General features: G+C 48.8%; 23 protein-coding genes. 7 read left to right on the top strand and 16 right to left on the bottom strand.

Translation table 11 applies throughout. The annotated features are described in order from the left end of the window. Window positions 1-290 precede the first annotated feature (290 nt). The 5 genes from Q4E64_RS00120 to Q4E64_RS00100 all read right to left on the bottom strand — a co-directional run bounded on the left by Q4E64_RS00120 (window position 291) and on the right by Q4E64_RS00100 (window position 5,529). Window positions 291-1,370, bottom strand: coding sequence for a site-specific integrase (locus tag Q4E64_RS00120; protein WP_303165604.1), 1,080 nt, complete (start codon window positions 1,368-1,370; stop codon window positions 291-293). 162 nt (window positions 1,371-1,532) lie between these two features. Continuing rightward, a complete protein-coding gene (locus tag Q4E64_RS00115) occupies window positions 1,533-4,205 on the bottom strand; it encodes a DUF927 domain-containing protein (RefSeq protein ID WP_303165602.1) in 2,673 nt (890 codons plus the stop codon). 536 nt (window positions 4,206-4,741) lie between these two features. After that, window positions 4,742-4,966, bottom strand: a complete 225-nt coding sequence (locus tag Q4E64_RS00110; RefSeq protein ID WP_303165600.1) for a hypothetical protein — start codon at window positions 4,964-4,966, stop codon at window positions 4,742-4,744. A gap of 142 nt (window positions 4,967-5,108) precedes the next feature. Then, window positions 5,109-5,288: a hypothetical protein gene (locus Q4E64_RS00105; protein ID WP_303165598.1), complete on the bottom strand. Its 180-nt coding sequence runs from the start codon at window positions 5,286-5,288 to the stop codon at window positions 5,109-5,111. Window positions 5,289-5,334: 46 nt separating this feature from the next. Next, entirely contained in the window at window positions 5,335-5,529 is a 195-nt protein-coding gene (locus Q4E64_RS00100; RefSeq protein WP_303165596.1) for a helix-turn-helix transcriptional regulator, read from the bottom strand. Window positions 5,530-5,663: 134 nt separating this feature from the next. Here Q4E64_RS00100 and Q4E64_RS00095 point away from each other — a divergent pair, with 134 nt between their 5' ends. Further along, window positions 5,664-6,344: a helix-turn-helix domain-containing protein gene (locus Q4E64_RS00095; RefSeq protein ID WP_303165594.1), complete on the top strand. Its 681-nt coding sequence runs from the start codon at window positions 5,664-5,666 to the stop codon at window positions 6,342-6,344. A gap of 89 nt (window positions 6,345-6,433) precedes the next feature. Here Q4E64_RS00095 and Q4E64_RS00090 read toward each other — a convergent pair whose 3' ends face one another. Beyond that, window positions 6,434-6,637 (bottom strand): hypothetical protein, encoded by a 204-nt coding sequence (locus Q4E64_RS00090; protein ID WP_303165592.1) that lies wholly within the window; start codon window positions 6,635-6,637, stop codon window positions 6,434-6,436. Window positions 6,638-6,781: 144 nt separating this feature from the next. Here Q4E64_RS00090 and Q4E64_RS00085 point away from each other — a divergent pair, with 144 nt between their 5' ends. Then, the gene (locus Q4E64_RS00085) at window positions 6,782-7,285 is read left to right on the top strand and encodes a helix-turn-helix domain-containing protein (protein WP_303165590.1); all 504 of its coding nucleotides are present in this window, start codon (window positions 6,782-6,784) and stop codon (window positions 7,283-7,285) included. A 333-nt stretch (window positions 7,286-7,618) separates the two neighbouring features. Here the strand turns inward: Q4E64_RS00085 and Q4E64_RS00080 are convergent, their stop codons facing one another. The 8 genes from Q4E64_RS00080 to Q4E64_RS00040 all read right to left on the bottom strand — a co-directional run bounded on the left by Q4E64_RS00080 (window position 7,619) and on the right by Q4E64_RS00040 (window position 14,999). Beyond that, the gene (locus Q4E64_RS00080) at window positions 7,619-7,912 is read right to left on the bottom strand and encodes a BrnA antitoxin family protein (RefSeq protein WP_303165588.1); all 294 of its coding nucleotides are present in this window, start codon (window positions 7,910-7,912) and stop codon (window positions 7,619-7,621) included. A gap of 140 nt (window positions 7,913-8,052) precedes the next feature. Further along, window positions 8,053-8,337, bottom strand: a complete 285-nt coding sequence (locus Q4E64_RS00075) for a helix-turn-helix domain-containing protein (RefSeq protein ID WP_303165586.1) — start codon at window positions 8,335-8,337, stop codon at window positions 8,053-8,055. Beyond that, window positions 8,330-8,692: a type II toxin-antitoxin system RelE/ParE family toxin gene (locus Q4E64_RS00070; protein ID WP_303165584.1), complete on the bottom strand. Its 363-nt coding sequence runs from the start codon at window positions 8,690-8,692 to the stop codon at window positions 8,330-8,332. The genes Q4E64_RS00075 and Q4E64_RS00070 overlap by 8 nt, the downstream gene beginning before the upstream one ends. Before the next feature lie 273 nt (window positions 8,693-8,965). Then, window positions 8,966-9,337, bottom strand: coding sequence for a hypothetical protein (locus Q4E64_RS00065; protein ID WP_303165583.1), 372 nt, complete (start codon window positions 9,335-9,337; stop codon window positions 8,966-8,968). 313 nt (window positions 9,338-9,650) lie between these two features. Beyond that, window positions 9,651-10,070, bottom strand: a complete 420-nt coding sequence (locus tag Q4E64_RS00060) for a type II toxin-antitoxin system HicB family antitoxin (protein WP_303165842.1) — start codon at window positions 10,068-10,070, stop codon at window positions 9,651-9,653. 27 nt (window positions 10,071-10,097) lie between these two features. Beyond that, window positions 10,098-10,283: a type II toxin-antitoxin system HicA family toxin gene (locus Q4E64_RS00055; RefSeq protein WP_303165581.1), complete on the bottom strand. Its 186-nt coding sequence runs from the start codon at window positions 10,281-10,283 to the stop codon at window positions 10,098-10,100. Window positions 10,284-11,048: 765 nt separating this feature from the next. Then, entirely contained in the window at window positions 11,049-12,722 is a 1,674-nt protein-coding gene (locus Q4E64_RS00045; protein WP_368501458.1) for an ammonium transporter, read from the bottom strand. Between the two features lie 189 nt (window positions 12,723-12,911). After that, window positions 12,912-14,999 (bottom strand): glutamine synthetase III, encoded by a 2,088-nt coding sequence (locus tag Q4E64_RS00040; protein ID WP_303165579.1) that lies wholly within the window; start codon window positions 14,997-14,999, stop codon window positions 12,912-12,914. Window positions 15,000-15,432: 433 nt separating this feature from the next. Here Q4E64_RS00040 and Q4E64_RS00035 point away from each other — a divergent pair, with 433 nt between their 5' ends. Then, window positions 15,433-16,887, top strand: a complete 1,455-nt coding sequence (locus tag Q4E64_RS00035; RefSeq protein WP_303165577.1) for a 4Fe-4S dicluster domain-containing protein — start codon at window positions 15,433-15,435, stop codon at window positions 16,885-16,887. 96 nt (window positions 16,888-16,983) lie between these two features. Here Q4E64_RS00035 and Q4E64_RS00030 read toward each other — a convergent pair whose 3' ends face one another. After that, window positions 16,984-17,535 (bottom strand): hypothetical protein, encoded by a 552-nt coding sequence (locus tag Q4E64_RS00030; protein ID WP_303165575.1) that lies wholly within the window; start codon window positions 17,533-17,535, stop codon window positions 16,984-16,986. 146 nt (window positions 17,536-17,681) lie between these two features. On the opposite strand from Q4E64_RS00030, the gene Q4E64_RS00025 reads away from it, so the two are divergent. From Q4E64_RS00025 to Q4E64_RS00010, 4 genes are all read left to right on the top strand, one after another. After that, window positions 17,682-18,404 (top strand): phosphatase PAP2 family protein, encoded by a 723-nt coding sequence (locus tag Q4E64_RS00025; RefSeq protein WP_303165573.1) that lies wholly within the window; start codon window positions 17,682-17,684, stop codon window positions 18,402-18,404. Between the two features lie 141 nt (window positions 18,405-18,545). Continuing rightward, window positions 18,546-20,009, top strand: a complete 1,464-nt coding sequence (locus Q4E64_RS00020) for an NAD(P)/FAD-dependent oxidoreductase (RefSeq protein WP_303165571.1) — start codon at window positions 18,546-18,548, stop codon at window positions 20,007-20,009. Between the two features lie 2 nt (window positions 20,010-20,011). Next, window positions 20,012-21,280: an NAD(P)/FAD-dependent oxidoreductase gene (locus tag Q4E64_RS00015; RefSeq protein WP_303165569.1), complete on the top strand. Its 1,269-nt coding sequence runs from the start codon at window positions 20,012-20,014 to the stop codon at window positions 21,278-21,280. 12 nt (window positions 21,281-21,292) lie between these two features. After that, complete coding sequence (locus Q4E64_RS00010; RefSeq protein WP_303165567.1) at window positions 21,293-21,667, top strand: DUF1667 domain-containing protein; 375 nt, start codon at window positions 21,293-21,295, stop codon at window positions 21,665-21,667. A 1,691-nt stretch (window positions 21,668-23,358) separates the two neighbouring features. Here the strand turns inward: Q4E64_RS00010 and Q4E64_RS00005 are convergent. Next, on the bottom strand, window positions 23,359-24,311 hold a 953-nt coding region (locus tag Q4E64_RS00005; RefSeq protein ID WP_303165565.1), incomplete at its 5' end, for a type IIL restriction-modification enzyme MmeI.

Here is a 24,311-nt window from a genome sequence, read left to right as displayed (position 1 = left end):
CTCTATTAATTGTAATCCTGTTTTTTAATGGATTTTATATCTATATTATACTTCACTGCGCCATAAACTCCAATATAAAAGCTAATTGACAAGCTTAGTCGCAGCTTCTAAAACCAAACCGAAGCCAATCAATGCAAAAGAGACCAAAAACCCCGCATGACGCAAGGGCTTTCGGTCTCTTCTGCTATATTAGGGAGTAACCTCGAATATCCCTACTTTTAATTTTTATAGTGCTTTCTTGTTTTTATGGTTACTGTATTTTAACTTTCTTTTCTAGCGTTTTCATGGTTTTAAAATTTTTGCCCCTTTTTCTGCTCTGTTAATCCGTCCAGCCGCGCCGCTGTTTCCGCGTCGGCTTCCTCGTATAGGTGGCCATATGTTCCTAGCGTTGTCTTAATGCTGCTATGCCCCAGCCGCTTTTGTATAACCTTAATATTTTCGTTGATATGCACTAGTAAGCTAGCGTGTGAATGCCTTAAGTCATGTATGCGTATCGGCGGCACGTTGGCCGCATCTGCTCCCCTCTTTAGCCTGTATTGTAGTTTATCCCTGCTTATAAGCTCAAAAATGCGCTCATATGGCCGCGGCTTGTATAAATGGCTTATATATTCGTCTAGCGCGGCGGCGGCAATGTCAGGCACCGTAATAACGCGCCTGCTGCTATCGTTCTTAGTGTACCCTATAATGTTTTGCCCATGTACGCGCGAAAGGCTTTTATCGATATTAAGCTTGCGCTCTGCCGCGTTGTAGTCAGCTATCGTCAGCGCTAATAATTCCCCTACCCTCATACCGCTATAAAATAGCACTATAAACGCCGCTTTATACTCCATCGGTACGCATTCGATAAATCGGTTAAATTCTTCCAGCTTCCATATCTGTTCCCGGCCTGCGCGGTCTTTGCCTATACTCCCGGCTTCACGCGCCGCATTCATACGCAGGCCGCGAAAGCGCATTGCATAGTTTAATATCGCCGACAACCTGCCTTGTATCTGCCTTTGTGTAGTCAAGGCATATTTCTTTATTATTTCGTTCTGCCAGCGGCTCACGGCGGCGGCGGTTATATCCGTTATCAACATATCCTTAAAAAACGGCAATATAGCGTATTTTATATAGCTTTCTGCCGTGGCCACTGTCTGCTTTTTGCGCCTTGCCCTGTAATACTCTAGGTATTCGCCGACCAGCGCTGCAAATAATATATTAGGCTGCTGGCTTACCGTATCGAGGAAATATTGCTGCGCTGCCTTTGCTTCCTTTTTCGTCTTAAATCCCGACTGCTTGCGCCGTTTATAAATGCCCTGCCAATCACGATAACCGCATTCATAACGCCATAGCTTACCCTTTGTTTTAGTTTCGTACTGCTCTATTGTCATTAAGCGTTTCCCCTCCAATTCTTTTTTTACTTAAGTATATATTATTTTCTTGTGACAGTAATATTTTTGTGACAGCAGGGCTTAAAGCCGCATGGTTGAGCGATTTTTCTGTCACAAAATTTGTCACAGCCTGTCACAAAACATTTATAAAACTTTATAAAACTAGATAGCAAGGCGGAAATTTAGCGTTAATACCCTTGTCCTGTCGTTGCCGTTTAGCCGTATTTGCTGCGCGCCGCCCTCTTGCATAAAGCCGTTTTCAATCCAGCGCCGACAAACTGCTTTTAAATCAAATCCTTGCGCCGCAAGCTCTGCGTCTAATACTTGCTTAATTATCTGCACGCCATCGACCTGCTGGTCTGCGTTTCTGCAAAGTAATTTGCCCCAAAAGGTATAAGACGGCGCGAATTTTTCCCCTACCGGCGCAAAATTAGCTTGATGTGCTGTTATATGGCCTATAATAAATTCTTTGGCGCGTTCCGCTACGTCGACGGCGGCAAGAGTTTTTACAAACGGCTTTAACTGTTCCGGTTTGAGTATGTCGGCGCGGTTATTAAAAATATGCTCGCTTACAAGGCAGTCTGCCGCGTATATTAGCCCCATCGCCGCCGCTTGCTTGCCTGTGGTTTTGCAAGTCTGCGTTATAATGCTTACTGACATTTTGCAAAGGTCTTGCAGCTCTTTCAGCTCCATACTTTGCAGGGCATTTACAAACGCTTTCCCGGCGTTGCCGCAATTAGTCGCCGCCGTGGCCAGCAATTCCCCAACGTCGACCCCGGCGGGCAATATACTTGCGCCAGTTTCAATTTCTATAACACGATTAGCCGCGCCGCCGCCGCTGTTCTTTTTGCAAAGTGTTTCCTCCCCTGTAACGATAAAGCAGTTATGCCATTTTGTAACCGGACGGCTTGCCCCCTCTACGTTTAATCTTGCCCTGCCCGTGCCCTCGCACAAGCGCATAATGACCGCATCATAATTATTTTGCCCGTATGTTTTGACGGTCTGCAATTCGTCGCATAATACCGGTATGTTATGGAGCGCCGCCGCTTTATGTTCTGCCGCGTTAGTTGTGGCGTTCATTGAGCCGATAAGCGTATTATGTCCCCATACGCTGGCCGCAATTTGCAAGCTTACTGTTTTACCGCTGCCGCTCTGCCCCCACAAATGCAAGATAAACGGCTGCGCGTCTACTTTTTCCAGCATCACGCTTGCAAACGCCGCCGCAAGCGTCAACCTAAAACGGATATCCTGCTGCAGCGGCTTTACGGCATCAACCCAAGCCTGCAGGCTGCCTTTAAGCGTCACTGCCTCTAATAGGTCTGCGTGGCTTCCGCCGTCGATAACATAGCCCCCGCTATACGGCACAAAGTCGCCGCCAATCCATCCCAAACGGCTTACAATGTTTTGGCGCGGCAGCGTGTCGCTGTTTAAAGCTCTAACCGCCGCAAGATACTCTATTAAAAGCTTTGCCGTTCCTTCGCTTACGTCCAGCCCGTAATTAGCAAGCGTTAATATTTTGGACTTGCTGGCGATAGCGTTCATGTCTGTAATAATGCTCTCCCAGTGGCCGTATCGATAAAAGGCAAGCTCTATCTTATCCGTGCGCTGCTCTACATCGTGCAAAAGCTTTATTGGCATAACAGGCGTATAGCTGGCGTATTCTTTAACGTATTCGTCGCCCGCCTGTTTCCAGCAGTACACGCCGCTTGCATCGCCGCCCCATTTGTCGGATAGCTTCAATTCTAACGGCTGCTCCGGGAACTGCGTAACGTGGCCGCCGCGCTTTTCCTGCGCCCGCGTCATTTTATAAGCCTTTAGGCATTTGGCAAAATTCCGCGCGGTCTTTAGCTCTGCCGCTCTGGTATTCAGCAGCGCCTCTATCTGCGCCCGCTTGTATTGGTCTGTAATAGCGAAAAGCGCCGTAAAAACGCCGTCGCCGATTATGTCGGCAGCGCTAAAGCCCTTTATCGTTTCCGCGTTTAATTCCAGCGGCAGGGCTGGCGGCGCTTCGCATTCCGCGCCTGTTACCGCCGCCGCTTCGCCGCCCTGTGCAAAATAATCTGCTATATCGCCTTTAGGCGGGCAAACTGGCCACAATGACGGCAGACGCAAGATATACGGCCTAAATTCTGCAAAGGCTTCTACGTAGCTTTGCCCTTTTTCGTCATTGTCGGGAATGATAACCAGCTTTTGGAATTTGGCCAGCGCGGCCTTGTCCGTATCAGTAAACTTAATGCTTTTCTGCGCGCCCGTGCAAGCCGTCGTACACAAAAAGCCCTGCCCCGTCATAGCGTCGGCGCACTTTTCGCCCTCTACAATGTAAAGCGTATCCGTTGGCGCGGCCTTTTCCAGCAGGTCTAGATTATATAAATTATTGCTGTTTTCCGGCTTAGAATAACGCTTGTTACCGGTACCGTCCATAAACTCAAAGCTAAAAGCCTTGTGGCCGTCTGCCCATTTCCTGCGCCGCTTGCGGAAAACCTCTGCGCCGTCCGGCATTCTGTAAACGTGGTAATAATCCTCTATTTGCGCCCCGTGGTCTTTTGGCGGCGTTGCCTTTGGCGGCGCTGGCTTAGCGGCGGCCTTGCTGTAAGTATCCTGCCCGTGTGCGCTGCCATCGTCAAGCAGTCTGTGCCATTCTTTGAAAAAATCCGCGCCCGGCGCACTGCACTTTTGGCAATAAACTAAAAGCTGGCCGCCGTCCTTTTCGTCAATATGCAGGTGTTCCGCCTTGCCGCATAGCGGGCACGTGGCTATTATATGGCCGTTCGCCTTTTCTTTTGCTCCCTCTAACAATGGCCTTATATCGTCAAGCGTTAATAATTTTTTCTGCATAGTGTACCCCCTTAATATATAAAATGAGCCGCCCCGCCTTGCATTATTGCTTGACGGAAAGCGGCTTAATTTGTTAAAATATTAAAGAACTAACAGCTGCTAAAAAGCTTTATTTTCCGCTTCTTAGCCTTAGGCATTCCGCGCCGCCCGCGCTGGAATGTCTTTTTTTATGTCTGCGCTGCCGTTCCTGCCTTATGCCCATCAGAACGCCAGCCGTATATATTAGCATACACGTCCAGCGTGCGCTATATTCGCCCTGACGCTTTAACACGCCATTGAAAGCTTGCGCGTGTTCTGCATCGTCCAGTAAGCACGGCGTATGCAATACAATTTCATAAATCATTTGCGGCAAAGTACCCCCCCGATTTGCTTTTGTCCAGTCATGCTATACGACCCCCTAGCCAAAAGAATTTCGCCGCCGCATTAGTGGCGATAAAGGCCAGCATCGCCGCCAGCCATACGTAAAAAGCGGCTTTTTGATAATTAGCTTTTCTCATGTTGAACGCCCCTTTCGCTAAAGCCCTGCAAGTCAGGGCTTATAATTTTTTATTCAAGTAGTGTCTGTTGACCATGCCGCGCCGAATGAACTTGCCCGCCGCCGCCAATTCTTTATTACACTGTCTGATAAGCTCGTAGGCTTTGCCGCGCGACAAGCCCGTTATCCGCATAACCTCGCGGCAGTTAATATAAACCGGCTCTGCCTCCATATTGTTTTGCAGGGCTGTTTCTTGTTCTGTAATAGCGTTTTGATTGTTTAACATGGTTTACCATTCCTTTCTTCATATTACCGCCCTAACGCCATTTTAAGCGTTGCAAATCGGCGGCGCGATACTTTATACCTGTTGAGCGTTTGCATTGCCAAATAACGTTCCTAGCGCGTCCTACGCGCCCCAAAATAGGCGTTTACTTGCATTGCTTCGCGCGCCATTTTAAAAACTGCCTGTAATACCCGGCATTCCGTAGAAACTCGACAAGCGCGTCAACGCGCCCCGCCGTATAACTGCCAAAATCGCCGCCGCGCCCATGTGTTGACAAATGCCGCATAATTTCGTTAAATACCCAGTCTTTTTCCAGTTTGTTCATGTGTTTCGCCTCGCTTTCTAGCTCTGCCGATAATAGGGCAAGGCTTTTATACTAGCTCTTTAGGCTCTACGCCTAACGCCGCCGCTAACTTGCCCAGCGTTGCAGGCTTTACCGATTTTCCGGCGTTAATGCTTTTTATAACAGCTTGACTTATTTTTGCCTTTTCTTGCAATTCTGTTATGCTAAGTTGTTGCTCTGCCATGGCTAAGCCTAGAGTTTTTGTGTTAATTACTAATTGCATATTTTCACCCCACTTTAATAGCTAAATAGATACTGTTTTTATTTTAGTATCTATTTAGCTATATTGTCAAGCTTTTTATAGCGTATTAGCTTTTTACATGATAAACTTAAACAAAAAAAGGCAGGTGTTGTTTTATGAATTTCGGCGAATGCTTAAAAGCAGCGCGTGAAAAAGCTGGATTGTCACAAAAAGAATTAGGCCAGCTCCTTTTGGTGCCTGCGTCTATGATTGGCAGGTATGAAACCACTAATACGGAGCCGCGCATAGGCTTTATTATTGAATTATGCAAGGTTTTAAATATAACGCCAAATGAACTATTAAATTATAAAACAAGTACAGAGCAAGAATATATTTCTTTATTGTCTCAATACGGTATAAGCGTAACTAAAGGTACTTTTACAGAGTATTTGTCATTTAAAGACGCTGTCAAAGACAATAAATCTATTGTAAATGGATATATTTTAAATCACCTAGAAACTGGGGTAAATTTAAATTTAGCAGCAACAGATTTTTTTGATTTTGTGAAAAAGCTAATAGCCAAAGGGCAAAAGGCTGCCAATGTAGCCTTTCGTGATAAATTTGCAAAAGAGTTGAACGCTGAAATTTTTTCAGATTATGCCTTTGTGTCACAAGAAGAAATATTTGAAGAAATAAACAATGAATTAGAAGCTTTAAACAAAAATTTAGATATTGAAAAAATAAAGCAAATAAAAAATAAAATTCGTTATTTAGAAGCTTTTTATTATAAACTAGCTGCTGACCCCGCCTTTAGAAACAAAATTTATGGCTCTGAACTTACCAACAACGAAAAATAAGTAGCGTATTAGGTTTTATAAGGTTTTCAATGACAAGTTTTGACAAGTCGCCGCCAGCTTGCCCGCCCAATACATCTCACAAGATGTATTTAATCTAAAAAAATTTCGGCGCATTGTTCCGCCGTTAAATGCCAACGCTCGCGCAAAATGGCTATATTATCTAGTGAAAACTTGCCATAACGGCCATTTAAGCGCGCTGATAAAGTTTGCGGGTAGATATTCAAAATTTCGGCAACATCTCGCATAGTATCGCGATTTTTAGCCGCATGATATTTGAACAACTCTTTATTCATTTTAGCAGCCCTCCTTTTTGTCTTATAAGATGTTTTTTCTTAACACAAAAATAAATGTCTTGCAAGATGTTTTTCTTGCGTTCCTTGCGTTTTTCGTTGAACTTTCGTATAATACAAGTACATATTGAAAGGGAATACGCAAAAATGAAAGTATCAAAAGACGCTGGCGCAATAATAAGACAAGCTAGAAAAAATAAAGGAATGACGCAAGAGGCTCTAGCGCAACTTTTGGGGCTTCAAGCTCCTGCTATATATAAATACGAAAAGAGGATAGTAACAGATATTCCGCTTGAAATGCTCCTAAAGCTACATAGCGCACTAGATGTACCGCTAGATAAACTAATACCCTCAGATGAGCTTGCTTGTAATTCTATTTCTGCTTTTTTATCTCTAGTCCATCAGCAAAAACGCCAAGCAATTTTTACAACCGATAAATTTATGTTATTGGATTTATGGTTTTATAAAAGCAAGCCCAAAAATATAGAATGGCTTAATTATTTTGCCATGCTTGTTTTAATTGGTATTAGTGAAGATGAATTCGACAAAATAAAAACTTATATAGAGTTTCTGCGTAGCCAACGCCCAAAAACGCCGCCAACGCACGCCGACGACGTTAAGCCAAACTCTACCCCCGCCCCCGAAAAATAGCCCCTTGCTATTAGGCTTTGCCGCGCCGCTGGTCAGCCCTGCAAGTAAATTTTGCCACCTCATGCTGTTTTGTCATTTGACTTTTTTGGCTCTTGTGGTATTCTTACCGTGCAAAGAGTTTTAACGCTTCTCCACTAGGAGCAATGCCCCGCAGTGTGCTAGACTGTGGGGCATTTTATTTTGCCGCCGATATAAAAGCCGCGTGTGCGAACGCTGCTTTTTCTTTGGGCTGTTACTGCTCTAATACCTATCCAGCCATTTGCAAGCATAGTGTGCGGCTATGCCGTCGGCAAAATAAAAAAAAGCAGAAGCTTTTACACTCCTGCTTTGCTCTTATAGGCAGCGCTTTACCATTTCCGGATTATTTATCGCAAGGTCTAAAAGCCTGCTCATAAATCCAGTATAGCCATGGCCTGTTGCCTTAGCCTTTTCCAGCGTGGCAGCCGACACTCTCAATGCTACCACTTGACGGCGGGTAACTCTTTTAGCCCTGGCCTGCGCCGCTATTTGCTTTAATTGGTCTGCCGTCAATTCCGGGCAGTCTGCGTCGAACTCTACCGGGCGGCTTTCCAGCGCGTCCAATTCTTTAATCTGCGCTTCTGTAAGCGGTTCGTCTTTATAAATCATCTTGCGTGTAATCGCCATAATATGCCTCCGTTTCTGCCCTAGTCGCTTTTCGCGCGGAAATAATCCTTGTCGCCGCCCTGCTAATAAAAAAGCAGGATAGCTTTATACAAACTATCCCGCCGCCGGTATGCAACGCCCCTTTATTTTTCCAACGGCACGACCGCAAGCGTTTTACCTAATGGCGCAAGCACTTTTAAAAGCGTATCGATTTGTGGGCTTGTGACGCCCTTTTCCATTCTTGCGATAATAGGCTGCTTCACGCCGCTTAATTCCTCTAGCTTCTTTTGGCTTAGGCCTTGCGCCTGCCGCGCTTTAATCAATTCGCCGATAATGGCCACTCTGAAATTGCTGGCCGCTATTTCCTCAGGCGTGAAAAGCTCTTTTTCTAATTCGTCCCATGTTCCGCCGATAACCGAATTATTCATAATCAACGCCCCTTTCTATCATGTCGGCAAGCTCCCGCTTTGCTTTCTCAATCTCCCGCGCAGGTGTTTTCTGCGTTTTCTTCATGAATTGGTGAAGCAACACAAAGCCGCCGTTATACCATGTAACAAAAAGTATTCTGTCCCGTAATGGCCTTAGCTCCCAAATTTCGCCGTCAAGGTGTTTAATATATGGCTCTGTAAGCTTCAAGCCATATTCGCGCAAAGCGTTGATATAATCTTGTATTTTCCTAAGCTTTATACGGCTATCTTTATCAGATTTGCCCGCTAATTCTCTGATATAATCGGCCACTGGTGTTTTGCCGCTTTTGTCTTTGTAAAAATATATCTTGTGCAAACCGTTTTCCCCTCCCTGCTCTCATTATACTTTTAAGTTATTATATTGTCAATCACTTTTAAGTTATTGCTTATTATATAATAAAGCTGCGTGACAAGTTTTTTGCGTAATACTCAAGCCGGATTATGCAAATATGCCGCCCACGTCGCCGCCTTTGCACCGCCACGCGGTTTTTATCGTCAACAGGTAAATTTACTTGCAAACAAAAATTGAACGCTCTAGCGGGCTGCTATAAAAGGCGCTGTCAAACAAAAAGCACGTCCCTATATACTTTCAAGCTGCCGTTTGCTTCTCAAGTATAGCCGCTAGCTCTTTCATGGCCTTATTTCGCGCCCGGTGTGCATAGCTGATTGATATGTCTAGCTCCTCTGCTAGTTCTGTTATGCTCTGCCCCAAAAGATAGCGCCGCGAAAGGACTACCCGGCCTATACTCATAGGCGCTAAATCTATAAGCTGCATAACTTCTTTCATCAACCCGCATTCCTTATTTACTGCGTCGGCAAAGCGCTCGTGTGCCATATCTAGCAAAATTGCCATGCTCTCCACGCTGCTATGCGTTGCCCCGGTGTTACAGCTCTTTGCGGCGCTGTATTTTACCGCGCCCACGCCGTCCGCCCTCTGCTTTAGCGCTTCAAATTCTTCCAAAGCTCTTTTTCTTGCGGCGCGTGCCCTTTGTAATTCCTCAAATACCGCTATTGTCTGCAAGCTGGCCACCCCCTAACAAGATTATTATAGCAGCTATATGCTACCAAAAAAACACTAAAGGCAGAAAAGCTTTTGCTCTCCCGCCTTTTGCCCTTTGCCCCTATGTTAAATATCTAGTGACAAAAAGCCCATAGCTGCCGCTATTTGCGCTTGCAGTGCTTTTGCCTTTTGTCTTTGCCCTTTACACGCCGCTAATATCGCAAAAGGCTTTAATTTTGTATATGTCCACTTTTGTCCATAAGCCCCCGCTTTGCTATTGCGGGCTTATATTCAGCTCTTTCAGCAGCGCCCTTTTCAAAATGTTGGAGAAGTTTATATTATTTTCCTGCGCCAGCGTATCCAGCCAGCGCGGTATAGTAAGCGACTTTCTGACGGCTTTTGTGTCGTACTGCTTGCGATACTCTAAGGTATCAGCAGTAACAAGCGAAACAAAGGCATCAGTGCCGCAATGTACCTCGCTGACCGCCGTCGCCGCCGGTATTGCGGCCTTGCGTTCCTCCAAATCCCATAAAGCAAGATTTAAAGCGTCCGCCGCGTTTTCATAAGCTTCTTCCAACGTGTTACCGAATGTATAGCAAGTATCCAAATCAACGAATTTTACTTGATATACGCCGTTGGGAAAAGCCTTATCGCTCTTATCTAACGTAAAAATAGCCGGGTAAATATATTTCATGCGTTTCACTCTCCATTCTATCCGCGCTTATTTAAGCCCTGCGTCCTTTAATATCGCGTTGGCCGTCCCCGTTGGTACTTCTTTAGCGTGCCGCCATATCATAATAACCTTGCCCGTCGGAGGGCAGTAATATTGACTATGCCGCCCGCCCTCGCGCAGCAGGTACACGCCGTGCTTCTTTAGAAGCTTTATAAGCTCTGCCGTTTTCAACACTTCACCGCCTTTTATTTATATTATAACGCGCATTTATACGCATTGCAAGCGTTAGATAGTGGCCGCTTTGCTGGTTTGTTTTTGGCTTTTTCGCCGCCGTTTTCACGCAAAAAGAGCCGTTTTATAAAGTTTAATAAATAATTTGTGACAGTGTCACAGAAATTTGCACATTTTTTATGACCAAATCGTTGAAAATTGCTTAATTTTCGCTTTATGTTTTCTGTTTTTAAACAATCTTTTGTGACACTTGTGACACTTTTTTAAGCCCTAAAAACGGCAAAAATCGTTCAACCATGCCACTTTACCCGGCATTTATAAAAATTACTGTCACAGCACAGCTCTACAATAGAGGCCTATAATTTTAAAAAGAAAAGAGAATTGACGGCGCTGCTACCTTGTCCCCGGCGCAGTGCTATTGCAAACATAGCAGCAGTGCATTCTTCACATAATTTATATTATCGGACGTAACTTGATTATTTTCCTGTCTTTCTGTATTTTTCTATGCGTATTTATGCAGTATAGCTGCATAAATATACGGCATTTATTCATTCTGTCGCGTTTTGTTTGTTTTTATCACGCTGTATACTGATTGTATATATAAAAATACGTTTATATGTAAAAGCCCTGCCCCAAAAAGCAGCTCTAAAAATAAATTGCGCTGTTTTAACTCTGTTTCAATGCAAAAGAGACCAAAAACCCCGCATGACGCAAGGGCTTTCGGTCTCTTCTGCTATATTAGGGAGTAATTAGGGAGAAGCAATATAATTAACCTTCAATAGGTTTGTCCTGCAAAGCGTCGAAGCCGGTTTCACCGGTGCGGATCTTCACAACGTCCTCGACGTCATAAACAAAAATCTTGCCGTCGCCGTATTTACCAGTGTACAGCACTGCTTTAGCGGTGTTGACTACGTCAGCCACAGGAATAGCGGACACAATCATTTCTACTTTAACTTTGGGCAACAGATGCGCAGCTATTTCAGCGCCGCGGTACATTTCCGTCTGGCCCTTTTGAATGCCGTAACCCAAAACCTTAGTTACGGTCATGCCGGTGATGCCCAACTTATCCAGCGCAGTTTTCAAAGCTTCAAAGCGGTTCTGCGAAGTAATGATAACCACCTTGCTCAGCTTAGCCGCGCCTTCAGGTTTAACAGCCGGAGTTTTTACTGCTGCGGGAGCGGTATAAGCAGCGACAGGAGCTTCAACGGTAGCTGTGGGCATGAAGTCGGCATAGCTGCTGAGCAGACCGTGTTCTTCCATATCCAAGCCCTTGATTTCTTCTTCTTCGCTGACGCGCAGACCGAAGATTTTATCCAAAACTTTAAAGATGATGGTCATCGCAATCGCTACGTAAACCGCTACGACTACAACGCCAAGAATTTGAATGAGCAGGAAATCCGTGCCGCCGCCATACAGCAGGCCGCCGTCCAACGCGAAAAGGCCGGTTGCGATAGTGCCGAAAGCGCCGCACACGCCATGTACGGAAATTGCGCCGACAGGATCGTCGATTTTCAAGGTATGGTCAAAAAATTCGACGGAAGCAACTACCAGCACGCCTGCGGCCAAGCCGATAATCAAAGCTCCGGCAGGGCTTACCATATCGCAGCCCGCGGTGATAGCGACCAAACCGGCCAGCACGCCGTTCAGCGTCATGGAAACATCGGGCTTGCCATAACGAACCCAGGTGTAAATCATCGTCGCCGTAGCGCCCGCTGCGGCAGCCATATTAGTAGTAATGAAAATCGAACCGATGGAAGTCAGCACGTCGTCGCCCGTAGCGCAGACGGTGGAAGCGCCGTTGAAGCCGAACCAGCCGAACCACAGCAGGAACACGCCCAAAGCGCCGAGCGGAATGCTGTGTCCCGGAATAGCGTTAACGCTGCCGTCTTCATTATATTTGCCGATACGAGCGCCAATCATGCGCGCGCCGATTAAGGAAGCGACGCCGCCGACCATATGTACCGCCGTGGACCCGGCGAAATCATGGAAGCCCATTTGCGCCAGCCAGCCGCCGCCCCAAATCCAGTGGCCGCTGATGGGATAAATAAAGGCGCTGATAACAACGCTGTAGATGCAATAGACGAGGAAATTAGTACGCTCGGCCATAGCGCCCGAAACGATAGTCGCCGCCGTAGCGCAGAACATGGTCTGGAAAATAAAGTATACGGTGGACGGATAGCTGGCGCCATAGTCGCCCTGTACGAAAAAGTCCGGCGTGCCGATGAAGCCGCCGATATCCGTGCCGAACATCAGTCCAAAGCCGATAATCCAAAAGACGATAGAGCCCAAGCACATGTCCATAACGTTTTTCATAACGATATTGGCCGCGTTCTTAGCTCTGGTAAAGCCTGTTTCTACCATTGCGAAGCCAGGCTGCATGGAAAATACAAGGAAAGCACCAATGAGTACCCATATGGTGTCGGTTGCTGCAAATTTATCCATTCTTAGTCACCCCTCAAAACAAAATACAAATATGGATATTTTATATCTTTCATGCCTGCGGCATGTTATTTTTTAGGCACTCTTTAGTGTTCGCAAATGAAAAGCTAAAAGAAAGAGGCGTACCCCTTGCGGGATACACCTCGTTGTGTATCAAAACAATGTAGCTAAGTTGCGCTCGCCGCGAGCGTCTTACTCGTTGACGCCGAAGAGCAGCTCGCCGTAGGTCGGATAATCCAGATATTTGCCGCCGGTCAAAGCTTCGGCCGCATCGACCGCGCTGCGCAGCGCGCCCATATCCTCCAATACTACGTCATGATAGAAAGTAGCCTGCTTCTTGCTACACTCGATAGCTGCTGCTTCGTGCATATCCTTTTCCAGTTTCACGGAAGCGGCGTACATTTCTGCGCTCAGTTTGCTCAACTTATCTGCCAGCTCCGCTTCAAAGCCTGCGCTGATGCCAGCGGCTTTTTTATCCAAAGCGGCTTTAGTCAAATCGTTGGTATAAGCGCTGACTGCCGGCAAAATATCCTTGTGGAACATATCCAGCGCAGTAGCGGCTTCGATGGAAATTGTCGTGCTGTAGTTTTCCAGCAAAATCTCCACACGGGATTTAACTTCCGCTTCGGTAAAGATATTATGCTTCGTGAACAGCGCCACATTTTTCGGAGCGCCCATGTACGGAATAGCTTCCGGCGTGGATTTGAGATTCAGCAGGCCGCGCTTAGCGGCTTCTTCCACCCATTCGTCGGTGTAGCCGTTGCCGTTGAAAACGATGCGCTTATGCGCCAGGTAAGTTTCTTTTACCAAATCGTAAACTGCGGCTTCCAAATCGGGAGCGTTCGCCAGCCTGTCGACGAAGCCGTCCAACTCTTCGGCGACGATGGTGTTCAAAACGATGTTGGGACCGGAAATGGAGAACATGCTGCCCAGCATACGGAATTCAAATTTATTGCCGGTGAAAGCGAAGGGAGAAGTACGGTTTCTATCGGTATTGTCTTTTACCAATGCGGGAATGGTGTCGTCGCTGATTTTCATAAAGGCTTCGGGGTTGCCGGTGTAAACCTTATCGGCGGCGATAGCTTCCAAAACTGCGGTCAATTCCGTGCCCAGGAAAACGGAAACGATAGCCGGAGGCGCTTCGTTAGCGCCCAAGCGATGGTCGTTGCCGGCGCTCGCTACGGATACGCGCAGCAGATCCTGGTATTCGTCGACCGCTTTCAAAATTGCGGCCAGGAAGGTCAAAAAGCGCAGGTTCTTGTAAGGCTCCTTGCCGGGATCCAAAAGGTTCATGCCTTCTTCCGTACTCAAGGACCAGTTGTTATGCTTGCCGCTGCCGTTCACGCCTTCAAAGGGTTTTTCATGCAGCAGGCAAACCAGACCGTGACGCAGCGCTACGCGCTTCATAAATTCCATCATCAGCTGGTTGTGGTCGGACGCTACGTTAGTGGAGGAGAAGATGGGCGCCAATTCGTGCTGCGCCGGAGCAACCTCGTTATGCTCGGTTTTAGCAAGCACACCCAGCTTCCACAATTCGTCGTCCAAATCCTTCATAAAGGCCAAAACTCTTTGTTTAATGATGCCGAAGTAATGGTCTTCCAGCTCCTGGCCGCGCGGAGATTTTGCGCCGAACAAGGTGCGTCCGCAGTAAACCAGATCCTTGCGTTTTTCCCACATTTTTTTATCTACCAGGAAGTATTCCTGTTCGGGACCGACGGTGCTGTTAACGCGCACGGTATCGATACCGAAGAGCTTCAAAATCTTGCAGGACGCTTTGCTTACTGCGTTCATGGAGCGCAAAAGCGGCGTCTTTTTATCCAGCACTTCGCCCGTGTAAGAGCAGAACGCCGTCGGGATGCACAAGCAATTATCTTTTACGAAAGCGTAGGACGTCGGGTCCCAGGCGGTATAGCCGCGGGCTTCAAAGGTAGCGCGCAGGCCGCCGGACGGGAAGCTGGAGGCGTCGGGCTCGCCCTGAATCAATTCCTTGCCGGAAAAGTCCATGATAACGCGGCCTTCGGCGGTCGGAGAAATAAAGCTTTCGTGCTTTTCGGCGGTGATGCCGGTCATGGGCTGGAACCAATGGGTAAAGTGCGTGCAGCCGTGCTCCAAGGCCCAGTCCTTCATTGCGTTAGCGATGATATTAGCGATTTCCAAATTTAAAGGTCTGCCCTCTAATACCGCAGCCTTGTAGGCTTTGTAAGTTACGGTCGGCAGACGGTCTTTCATAACGGTTTCGTTAAATACTAAGCTGCCAAATAATTTCGGTACGTCGTTCATACGTAAAACCTCCCTAATCTCTCTCGTTTTAAAAACCAGAAGCGCTTTTGGGTTTACTCACGTAAGCCCCTCTCAAAAAAATAATATTGGCTTGGTGCTTTCGCAAGTTTTTCTCTCTAGCCCTGCGAAAATGAGAAAGCACCGCAGGCCGCTTTACGCAACCCCGGTGCTTCGTTGCACTATCCCGCAAGGAAAAAATTTTCTCTTGCGAAACCTAAAACAAAAAAGCAACAATGGAGTTTGGATTGACATCCAACAACGGCATTGTTGCTTCATGGGCTTATTATAAAGCCAGTCGGCGATTTTGTAAAGGGGGTAAAGCAAAATTTTTTTATTTTTTCTAAGCGCCTCCAAATCTTTTTCTGCAATCTTGGGCAGGAATTTAAACTAAAACGCAGAATTAAATAATATATTGTCAAGGAGGTTACAAAATATGGAGCTGACCGCCGTTGCCCAACTGCGCCGCATGGTGCTGGAGCATTTATCCCGCTATACCTGGAACGACGTGCTCGTCGACCGCGTTTACGATATCCTGCAGGAGGTGCGCGAGGACACGCCGCGTTACCGCTGCTGCGTCTACAAGGAGCGCGCCGTTTTAAAAAACCGCATCGACATGGCGCTGGGACAAGAGTGTAAAGAAAATATTATCGAAGCGTCCAAGCTGACGCTGCACGAGCCGGAGCGCAAGGATTTGCCGCTCATCGACGTGCTGCCCGCCGCCTGCGACCAATGCCCCATCGAAGCTTACCACGTGACGGATATCTGCCGCCACTGCATCGCCCATAAATGTATGAACAACTGCCCGCGCAAAGCTATCAGCTTGGTGCAGAACCGCGCCTTTATCGACAAAACCAAATGTGTGGAATGCGGTCGCTGCAAACAAGTCTGCCCTTACGGCGCGATTATCGAAATTCACCGTCCCTGCGTCCGCGCCTGCGCTTTAGGCGCAGTCAGCATCGGCGAAGACCGCAAGGCCGTCATCAACCACGAAATCTGCGTCAGCTGCGGCGCGTGCCGCAACGCCTGCCCCTTCGGCGCTATCGACGAGCGCAGTAATATCGTGCGCGTCATTACCGCCATCAAGAGCGGGCGGGAAGTCGTCGCGCTGGTAGCGCCATCCATCGTCGGCCAGTTCGGGTTGAAGATTACGATGGGGCAAATTTACAGCGCGCTGAAAAAAGCCGGCTTCGCCGACGTCGTCGAGGTCGGGCTCGGCGCGGATATCACAAGCGTCAAAGAAGCCAAAGAATATATCGAAAAAGTTCCCGCGCAGCAAAATTATATGACGAGCTCCTGCTGCCCGGCCTTCGTCAAGCTTGTTAAAACGCAAGCGCCCCAGGCCGCAGTCAAAGTCAGCGAAACCGATTCGCCGATGGTTTCCGCCGGGCGTTACGTCAAAGCGCAGCGGCCTAAGTCCGTCACTGTTTTTATCGGCCCCTGCATCGCCAAGAAAAACGAAGCCCGCGAGCACAGCGACATTATCGATTATGTGCTGACGTTTGAAGAAGCTATGTGCATGCTGGAGGGCAAGGATATTAAAATTGCCGAGCAGCCCGCAGGCGAATACGAACGCGAAGCTTCCAGGCTCGGCCTCGGCTTCCCGCTGACGGCAGGCGTTACCGCCGCAGTTAAGGACACCGTCGCCGCTATGGGCGGGCAGGTGCGCCAAGCGCATTACGCCGGCGGCCTGGACAACTGCCTGCAAGCTGTCAAAGACGCCGAAGCGGGCAAGCTCGACTGCAGCTACCTCGAAGGTATGGCCTGCCCCAACGGCTGCCTGGACGGACCGGGAACGGTGGGCGACTTCCGTATCACTAAGGTCGCTCTCAGCAAGTACGCCACCGCCGCGCCCAACCAACAGGCGGTGAACACGGAGCATACCAAATAAAATTGAAACTTCATCGCTAATTTCCCTGCGAAAAATTAAACCAGCCCTCGGCCGCATAAGCCAGGGCTGGTTTTCGTTTTTAACTTTACTCTGCCGTTACCAGCCCACGCCAATCCACGGCCCGTGGTGCCGGTGGCCGCCAATGCCGATACCGATGCCGATAGGCACGTTCCAACCGCGGCGGCTGGCCTTCTCCCGCTCGATCTTCATGAACCAGAAGCGGTAAACCTGCGCGCCGTTATCCAATTTGCGCGGCAAGTCCTTATCCGTGATAATTTTATAGCCGTTAAAATTCGTGTTGTCGTTTTCGTAATCGAGCAGCATCTTGCTCATCTGCTCGTAGGTCGCTTTATTCAAAGTGTACAGGCGCAGCATTTCGGCGTTGGGCAGCTGCAAAATAAGCTGCTTGCGCAAAGAGCGGTCCTTCGCCAGCCCTTCGTAAACCTCCACCTGATCGTCCTTGACCTTGACGTAAAGCACATCTGCGTCCGCGTCCTGCTCCGGCCAGCGGCGCTCCATTTCTTCAACCGTAATCGTAGCTGCGGGACGCGCGCCTTCTTCCTTAACGTCCGCCTGCTTTTCTTTGGCGAAAGCCGCCGCCTGAACGCTCACCAGGAACGCTAAAACGATAAACAACCACCTGCGCATAAATATCCCCCCTCGGCCTGGTCTTGCGGCAGTAAATTATTTTCACAAGTTGTTTTCTTACATTACCTTCAAGAATATGGTATCATATATTGAAGAAATTGTGCAATGAATTTTCAGCAAACTTTTTTTGAAAGTAGGATACGCAGATGCGAAACAAAAAATTGCTTTTACTCGGCGTTTGCAATTTTATAGGGTTTGCGCTTTTCGGCAGCTGGTACGCCACAGCCTTCCAAGGCTTTTGGTTTGAAATTGATAAAACTGTTTTTTATTTTTTCAACCGGCAATTAGCGCTCAGCCAGGGCTTTTTATATCTCGTGGCTTTCGTCAACCTGCGCCTCTTCGATTTAGTGCCTTTTGCGATTATGCTGCTGATTTACTACGGCTATTACCGTCGCGCCAACGTCGAGGGCAAACGCTGGCTTTTCTGCATCGGCGTCGCCATGCTGGCCAGCGCCGTCATCATGAAGCAGTTCGACCGCATGCTGCCCATCGACCGCGTCAGCGCCAGCGTTTATTTCGACAGTGTGTATCATAATGTTAATTTCACGCGCCTGCTCAGCGGCTGGCCTGCAAAGGACAGCAGCGGCGCCAGCTTTCCCGGCGACCACGGCATGATGCTTTTGATTTTCGCCGCCTATATGTGGAAATATATTGGGCGCGACGCTTTTTATAAAGCTCTTGCGGTTTTTCTTATCTTTTCGTTGCCGCGCGTTATGAGCGGCGCTCACTGGTTTACGGATATAGCCGTCGGTTCCGTTTCCTTCGCGCTGGTGATTTTAAGCTGGCTGCTCCTGACTCCCGCCGCCGATATTTTTATCGAATGGCTGGAAAAGCGTCTGCCCCTGCGTTATTTCATGCTCAAGCGGTAACGACCGTGTCCCGCGCGGACAAATTTTGATGAAATTGTGAAAAAATCTGCGAAGAACTGCTCTGCGGCAGTTCTTTTTTTGTGCAAAATGTGATAAAATTTACTTGTAATTTTCAAGAAAATTCGGCAAGGAAGTGACAGAATGGAATTTGTAAAATCCGCTGATGTAGTCGTTATTGGTGGCGGCATTGTGGGTACTGCCGTTTTGCGCGAGCTTTCCAAGTACGACCTGAAATGCGTACTGGTTGAAAAAGAGCCGGACGTCGCTTTAGGCACGACTAAGGCCAACAGCGCTATCCTGCACGCAGGCTTCGACGCCCCTACGGGAAGCCTCAAGGCTATTACCAATGTTCGCGGCAACAGACTGTATCACGAATTGGAAAAGGAGCTCGACCTCGATATCAAATGGACCGGCTCTTTAGTAGCTGCAACAACCGACGAAGAAATGCAGACTTTACAGGAGCTTATGCAGCGCGGCCGCGCCAACGGCGTGGAAGGCCTGCAAATCCTGACTCACGAAGAGGTTGTAGAGCAGGAGCCTAACCTGACGACCGTCAAAGGAGCTTTGTGGGCTCCCAGCGCCGGCGTATGCTGGCCCTTCGGCGCAGCCATCGCTTTCGCTCAATGCGCGGTGCAAAACGGCGCGGAAGTAATCCGCGACTGCAAGGTATTGGGCTTTATTAAAGAAGAAGGCCGCATTACCGGCGTAGAAACCACTAAAGGCGTTATCGCAGCTAAATACGTAGTCAACGCCGCCGGTATTTATGCGGATGAAATCGCCAAGCTGGCGGGCGACGACAGCTTTACCATCACCCCGCGCAAAGGCGAATATATTCTTTTCGACAAGACCGCGTGCAGCAGCCTGGTTTACGGCGTCGTATTCCCCACGCCGACGAAAAAATCCAAAGGCATTCTGGTCTGCACCACTACTCACGGCAACACCTTCATCGGCCCCAACGCCAACGAACAGGAATCCAAAGAGGACCACGCCGTTACTACCGGCGGCATGAACGAAATCATCGCTTCCGCCCGCAAGCTCATCCCCAATCTGCCCATGGGCGCCGCCATTACCGAATTTGCCGGCCTGCGCGCAGTTTCCAGCACCGGCGACTTCATTATCGGCCCCTGCGACGCCGTTCCCGGTTTGTATAACGCCGCAGGTATGCAATCCCCCGGCCTGACCGCGGCTCCCGCCGTAGGCGAACTCATCGCCAACGAAATCGCCCGCGTATCCGGCGCGGCCAAAAAAGCCGATTTCAAAGCTGCGCTGCCCAAGAAAAAATCTTTCGTCCGCATGACCGCCTCCGAGCAAGCGGAAAAGATTGCGGAAAACCATCTCTACGGCCGCGTAATCTGCCGTTGCGAAACCGTAACCGAAGGCGAAATTGTGGAAGCTATCAACTCCCCCGTAGGCGCCCGCACCGTGGACGGCGTAAAACGCCGCACCCGCGCAGGCATGGGACGCTGCCAGGGCGGCTTCTGCGGCCCGCGCGTTACCCAGATTCTGGCCCGCGAGCTGAATATCCCCATTCCGGATGTACTCAAGGAGCGCGCAGATTCCAATATGTTCTATGAAAAATATCCTGTAGACGGCGGGGAGGAATAATTATGAGCCAGTTATATGATGTAATTATTGTCGGCGGCGGCCCTGCTGGTCTTTCTGCCGCTTACAGCGCCTGGCAGAACGGCGCAAAAAAAATCATCGTTATCGAACGTGACCGCGAATTGGGCGGCATTCTGCAGCAATGCATCCACAACGGCTTCGGCCTGCATCACTTCAAAGAGGAGCTGACCGGTCCCGGCTATGCGCACCGCTGCATCGAGCTGATTAAAGATAAGCCTGAAATCGAAACCCTGGTCGATACCATGGTACTCGACGTGCAAAGCAATAAAACCGTTATCGCCGTCAACCCGGAAAAAGGCTTATTGAAATTAGAAGGCAAAACCGTTATCCTGACCATGGGCTGCCGCGAGCGTACCCGCGGCGCTATCCGCATTCCCGGCGAACGCCCCGCAGGCGTGTTCACCGCCGGCGCCGCACAGCGCATGGTAAATATGGAAGGCTATCTGCCCGGCCATAAAATCGTTATCCTTGGCAGCGGCGACATCGGCCTTATCATGGCCCGCCGCATGAGCCTGGAAGGCTGCAAGGTGCAGGCCTGCCTGGAAATCTGCCCCTTCTCCAACGGCTTGACCCGCAATATCGTACAATGCCTGAACGATTACAATATTCCTCTGTACCTGTCCCACACCATCGTGGCTATCCACGGCGAGGAGCGCGTGACCGGTATCACCGTCGCCAAAGTAGACGACCATATGACGCCGATTCCGGGTACGGAATTTGATATCGAATGCGATACCGTGCTGCTGTCCGTAGGCCTGATTCCCGAAAACGAATTGTCCCGCGGCCTTGATTTAGCCATGAACCCGCTGACCAACGGCCCCGTTGTCGACCAGCACCGCGAAACCAGCCTGGACGGCTTCTTTGCCGCAGGCAACGTCGTACACGTTCACGACCTGGTAGACTTCGTATCCGAAGAGGCGGAAATCGCCGGCAAATACGCCGCCCTCAAAGCGCAGGGCAAGCTGGCCGCCGACAACCGCACCGTTACCGTCAAAGCCGTCGACGGCGTGCGCACCTGCGTACCGCAGCAGCTCACCCTGCCAGCCGCCATTCCGGCCGACGAAAAAATCAAGCTGTTCATGCGCGTAGCGGCGCCCCACCGCAAGGTCAAGCTGGTCGTCAAGAGCGGCGAAAACACGCTGCTGTCCAAACCGCTGCCTGTGGCTAAGCCCAGCGAAATGATCGCGGTAGAAATCCCCGCAGCTAAATTCAACCAAATCGGCGACGAAGTTACCGTCGGCCTGGTACTGTAAGGAGGGTATAAAATGGCTGTTGAAACTCGCGTTATGAACTGCATTATGTGCCCCATGGGCTGCGAACTGACCGTCACCATTGAAAACGGAGCCGTTACCAACGTCACCGGCAACACCTGCCCTCGCGGCGCTAAATACGCTAACGACGAAGTAACCGCGCCCAAGCGTATGCTGACCTCCACCGTGGCCATCGAAGGCGGCGCGCTGCCGCTGCTGCCCGTAGTCAGCGCCAACGTGCTGCCCAAGGAGCGCATTTTGGACTGCGCCCGCTATCTGCGCGGCGTTAAGCTGCACGCTCCCGTAAAAACCGGCGACGTAGTCGTAGAAAATATTTTAGGCCTGGGCGTGAACATCGTCGCTAGCCGCGACATGGAGCTGCACCAGTAAAGTAAATCAGCTGACGCATCATTCCAATACTCCGTCCGTACTGCGCAGGCAGTATGGACGGAGCTTTTTTTATTGCATAACGCGGCGGCGTACTGCTAAACAATCGCGATACGCCCCCGCGTTTTGTTTATTGCGAACATTCTTTCCAGTAACGTTTCGTTACTCGAAAACTCCATACGAATATTTTTATTCATACTTTTTCGTAAAGAAACGACCTGTACCCTTTAGGGTAAAAAGTATGCAAAAAGAGCCTTTAGCCGCTTGCCGGATTCCGCCGCCTACTGTCACGCCCCGCTGCATTCCGCGTATGCGCTAAGGAAAACGAAAATAGAAGCGCAGAACACACGCGCAGAGAACGGGCGTCCCCTTGGTCCGTTGCAACACAAATTTTTCTGCACATCGCAAAACGACCATAGCCGTCGTACGTTCCGGTCTGCGCGGCCTTGCTACCCTCACTTCCCCGCCAACGTGCGGTAAAAGTGCAAAAAAATAACCGCCCCGTCCTGAGAAAACGAGCGGTTATTTTTAACTGAATTATTTCCAAGGACAACCGTCTATCGGCAACGTCCTTTTCATTTATAATTTATATTACACTTTTAGCTTGAGCGCAAGGCATGGCGAAGCGTTTACAGGAATTTTTCTCATTCCGCACTTCTCCACCGCCCCTGCGCCCTTACTTATTGCGAACATTCTTTCCTAGCGCGTTTCGCGCCCCCAAGCGTTTCCAAAAAGAATGTTTACTTTATAGTGGCTTTATGGTAAAATACTTTTGGCGTTGCCATAACGGTAGGCGGGAGTCCCTCTTCCTTGGAGAGGGTTGCAGCCCTCTCAGTTTGAAATCTCATAGCTTAGGTTACGGGAAATTAGAAGGAAAGAGGGTGATGTGATGGATATAGATACTATGATTCGATTGCTGAATTTGGCAATTAAGATTATAGAAATTATTCTGTCCGTTGTTCAGAATGCAAAAAAATAACCGCCACACCCTACCAAAGTTGACGGTTATTTTTTAATCAATTAACTTCTAGGGACAACCGTCTATCGGCAACGTCCTTTTTCATTTATAATTATATTACATTTTTAGCTTGGGCGCAAGGCATGGCGAAGCGTTTACAGAAATTTTTCTCATTCCGCACTTCACCACCGCCCCCGCGCTTTATTTTTTTGCGAACATTCTTTCCGGTATCGTTTCGTTACTCTTAACTCTGTCTCATTCATACTTTTTCTTAATGTAAGACGTGTGCCCTTTAGGGTAAAAAGTATGCAAAAAGAAGCTTTAGCCGCTTGCCGGATTCCGCCGCCTACTGTCACGCCCCGCTGCATTCCGCGTATGCGCTAAGGAAAACGAAAATAGAAGCGCAGAACACACGCGCAGTGAACGGGCGTCCCTTTGGTCCGTTGCGACACAACTTTCTCTGCACATCGCAAAACGACCGTAGCCGTCGTACGTTCCGGTCTGCGCGGCCTTGCTACCGTAAGATAGAAGTAACATTTCGCTTACATCTATCCCCTTGTGGATAATGGTAAAGCATTTTTTGCCAAGCTTTTCGTTACTCGAAAACTCCCTCCGCCTCACTTTGTTCGGCACCTCCCTCTTAGAGGGAGGAAAATACTTTATGCTTTAAACTGTATTTTTTGCCCCCTCTTAGAGGGGGCTGGCATTTTGCTTGCAAAATGACCGGGGGAGTTTATCACGATTCCCCCGCCAACGTGCGGTACATCTTCATCAGCTCCGCCACGCACGCGGCTTCGCTGTTTAATTTTCCCCAAAAGCCGTAGGCTTCCATCACCGCGCGGTCGTTGGCGCGGTGCGCGTCGCGCAATTCTTTGGGCATCGTCAGCTCGTCGTACAAATCCGCCAGGCTGCTGTCCGGGTACAGCGCCCGCGCGTCTAAAATGCCCTGCGCCGTGCGCTCGATTTTTTCGCGTTGCGCCGCCGTCGGCGTGGGCCACGGGAAATTATTGTAGACGATATCTTTCGAGTAGCGATAATCGCTTTTCAATCTGCCTGCGACCGCACGCATCCAAGCCATGTGGACGTTAGATGACAAAATTCCCAAAGAATATAACATTGCATCAGGTATTATAAGAGCTGCATTTGTAGGTATAGTGTCACTATCTAAAAATCCTATTGGTATATATTTTCTGTTTTCAGATGAAGTTGCAGGAACTATAACATAAGTTTCAGGATTTTTTGTTTCTCTAAAAAGATGTGGCGTATCTGCTAATTTCTGCCTATCAACAGCTCCGTTTAACCTATTATTTTTACAAGCTTCAACACGCTTCATAACTTCAGGCAACTTTCGTAATTCAGCCGGACTAACTCCCACTAACCATAAGCAATATCTTTTTCTATTGTTGATGAACTCGACAGCTCCAACTAATCTTTTGATTAACGGCTTTGCAAGCGGTTCTTTTTTTATAAAATCATCGTAGTCCTCCGCTTCAATAATCAACGCGCCGCCGTCTGCCGGTCGATTACCTGTAGACATCTTAGGCACGTCGCATAAAGGCTTATTGCGATTTTCAATAAAAATTACAGGCCCGTCAACCAAATACGGATTGATATTTTCCACCTTCATCGGCTTGTCGTCGTACAAATATTTAGCCGCGTTATTCGCCGCGCAGCTAAAGCCCACGATTA

This window comes from Phascolarctobacterium sp. (genome assembly GCF_030531065.1).
Taxonomy (GTDB): domain Bacteria; phylum Bacillota; class Negativicutes; order Acidaminococcales; family Acidaminococcaceae; genus Phascolarctobacterium_A.
This window is presented reverse-complemented; position numbering and strand designations above follow the sequence as displayed.

Coding starts and splice junctions, on each gene's coding strand:
- Q4E64_RS00120 (WP_303165604.1), bottom strand. CDS start 1,370: ATGACAATAGAGCAGTACGAAACTAAAACAAAGGGTAAGCTATGGCGT.
- Q4E64_RS00115 (WP_303165602.1), bottom strand. CDS start 4,205: ATGCAGAAAAAATTATTAACGCTTGACGATATAAGGCCATTGTTAGAG.
- Q4E64_RS00110 (WP_303165600.1), bottom strand. CDS start 4,966: ATGTTAAACAATCAAAACGCTATTACAGAACAAGAAACAGCCCTGCAA.
- Q4E64_RS00105 (WP_303165598.1), bottom strand. CDS start 5,288: ATGAACAAACTGGAAAAAGACTGGGTATTTAACGAAATTATGCGGCAT.
- Q4E64_RS00100 (WP_303165596.1), bottom strand. CDS start 5,529: ATGCAATTAGTAATTAACACAAAAACTCTAGGCTTAGCCATGGCAGAG.
- Q4E64_RS00095 (WP_303165594.1), top strand. CDS start 5,664: ATGAATTTCGGCGAATGCTTAAAAGCAGCGCGTGAAAAAGCTGGATTG.
- Q4E64_RS00090 (WP_303165592.1), bottom strand. CDS start 6,637: ATGAATAAAGAGTTGTTCAAATATCATGCGGCTAAAAATCGCGATACT.
- Q4E64_RS00085 (WP_303165590.1), top strand. CDS start 6,782: ATGAAAGTATCAAAAGACGCTGGCGCAATAATAAGACAAGCTAGAAAA.
- Q4E64_RS00080 (WP_303165588.1), bottom strand. CDS start 7,912: ATGATTTATAAAGACGAACCGCTTACAGAAGCGCAGATTAAAGAATTG.
- Q4E64_RS00075 (WP_303165586.1), bottom strand. CDS start 8,337: ATGAATAATTCGGTTATCGGCGGAACATGGGACGAATTAGAAAAAGAG.
- Q4E64_RS00060 (WP_303165842.1), bottom strand. CDS start 10,070: ATGAAATATATTTACCCGGCTATTTTTACGTTAGATAAGAGCGATAAG.
- Q4E64_RS00045 (WP_368501458.1), bottom strand. CDS start 12,722: ATGGATAAATTTGCAGCAACCGACACCATATGGGTACTCATTGGTGCT.
- Q4E64_RS00040 (WP_303165579.1), bottom strand. CDS start 14,999: ATGAACGACGTACCGAAATTATTTGGCAGCTTAGTATTTAACGAAACC.
- Q4E64_RS00035 (WP_303165577.1), top strand. CDS start 15,433: ATGGAGCTGACCGCCGTTGCCCAACTGCGCCGCATGGTGCTGGAGCAT.
- Q4E64_RS00030 (WP_303165575.1), bottom strand. CDS start 17,535: ATGCGCAGGTGGTTGTTTATCGTTTTAGCGTTCCTGGTGAGCGTTCAG.
- Q4E64_RS00025 (WP_303165573.1), top strand. CDS start 17,682: ATGCGAAACAAAAAATTGCTTTTACTCGGCGTTTGCAATTTTATAGGG.
- Q4E64_RS00020 (WP_303165571.1), top strand. CDS start 18,546: ATGGAATTTGTAAAATCCGCTGATGTAGTCGTTATTGGTGGCGGCATT.
- Q4E64_RS00015 (WP_303165569.1), top strand. CDS start 20,012: ATGAGCCAGTTATATGATGTAATTATTGTCGGCGGCGGCCCTGCTGGT.
- Q4E64_RS00010 (WP_303165567.1), top strand. CDS start 21,293: ATGGCTGTTGAAACTCGCGTTATGAACTGCATTATGTGCCCCATGGGC.